The sequence below is a fragment of the Rhodococcus sp. R1101 genome, from assembly GCF_000278445.1.
GTDB classification, from domain to species: Bacteria; Actinomycetota; Actinomycetes; order Mycobacteriales; family Mycobacteriaceae; genus Rhodococcus; species Rhodococcus gordoniae.
The window spans coordinates 1-1,205 of the sequence record NZ_AJVB01000747.1 but is presented as its reverse complement, the minus strand read 5'-3'; the positions used below and the strand labels follow the sequence as shown (position 1 = coordinate 1,205).

Annotated in this window: 1 protein-coding gene and 1 pseudogene; both read left to right on the top strand. The window is 71.5% G+C overall.

All coding sequences use genetic code 11. The features are described 5' to 3' along the window. Positions 1-625, top strand: a pseudogene (locus tag R1101_RS0123835) (rRNA small subunit methyltransferase B); the annotation flags it as partial. A 79-nt stretch (positions 626-704) separates the two neighbouring features. Next, positions 705-1,205, top strand: a 501-nt coding sequence (locus tag R1101_RS0123830) for a 1-phosphofructokinase family hexose kinase (protein WP_016935668.1), incomplete at its 3' end; no start/stop codon positions are given.

The following is a 1,205-nucleotide window of genomic DNA, read 5'->3' as shown; positions in this document are numbered from 1 at the left end:
GGGGAGCCAGCTCGTCGCCCGCGCCCTCACCCTCGCGCCTCTCGAGGGAGAGGATCGGGGCCGCTGGCTCGACCTGTGCGCGGGACCGGGCGGAAAGGCGGCGCTGCTCGGCGCCATCGCGGCGATCGACGGATTCGCCGTCGACGCCGTCGAACCGGTCGAGCACCGCGCCGAACTGGTCCGCAAGACCGCCCGCGACCTGCCGGTAACCGTGCATGTCGCCGACGGCCGCGACCCCGGCCTCGAACCGGGATACGACCGCATCCTCGTCGACGCTCCCTGCACGGGTCTCGGTGCTCTGCGGCGGCGTCCCGAGGCGCGATGGCGGAGGCAACCGGGCGACGTCGCCGAACTCGTGCGGCTGCAGAAGGAACTGCTCGCGTCGGCGATCGGGCTGTTGCGTCCCGGCGGCGTGGTGCTCTACTCCACGTGTTCACCGCACGTCTCCGAGACGGTCGCCGTCGTGTCCGACGCGGTGCGCCGCCACGGCGTCGAGCAACTCGACACACGCGAACTCGTTCCCGGCGTGCCGGGGATCGGGGAGGGGCCGGGAGTCCAGCTGTGGCCGCACCGGCACGGCACCGACGCCATGTTCATGGCGGCGCTGCGTAGACCCGAGCACTGACCGAGGGGAGTCGCCACTCCCGGACCGGTCGGGCGAAAGCCCCGCGCGCCGGCCCGCCGGTCCGAATAGGGTTTCGGTCATGCCCGAGATCGTCACCTTGACCATGAACCCGGCGCTCGACGTCACGACCTTCACGGACGCGGTGGTGCCCACCCGCAAACTCCGCTGTGACGAGCCGTTCTACGACGCCGGTGGAGGAGGAGTGAACGTCGCGAAGGTCGCGTGCGTGCTCGGTGCCTCGGCCGCCGCCGTCTATCCGGCCGGCGGTGCGCGGGGCGAGCAGATGAGCGGTCTGCTCGACGACGACGGTGTCGAGGAGCACATCGTCTCCATCGCGGGGTCCACCCGCGAGTGCTTCACGGCGATCGACCGCAGGAGCGGTCAGGAATATCGCTTCGTCACGCCCGGCCCCGAGCTGACGAGCGAGGAGCAGGAGCGTTGCCTGGCGACGCTCGAGAAGGTCGCCGAAGGTGCGAAGTACGTGGTGGCGAGTGGCAGCTTCCCGCCCGGAGTCCCCGGAACCTTCGTGCGCCGCATCGCCGCGGTTGCCCGGGAAGCCGGCGCCCGCTTCGTCCTCGAC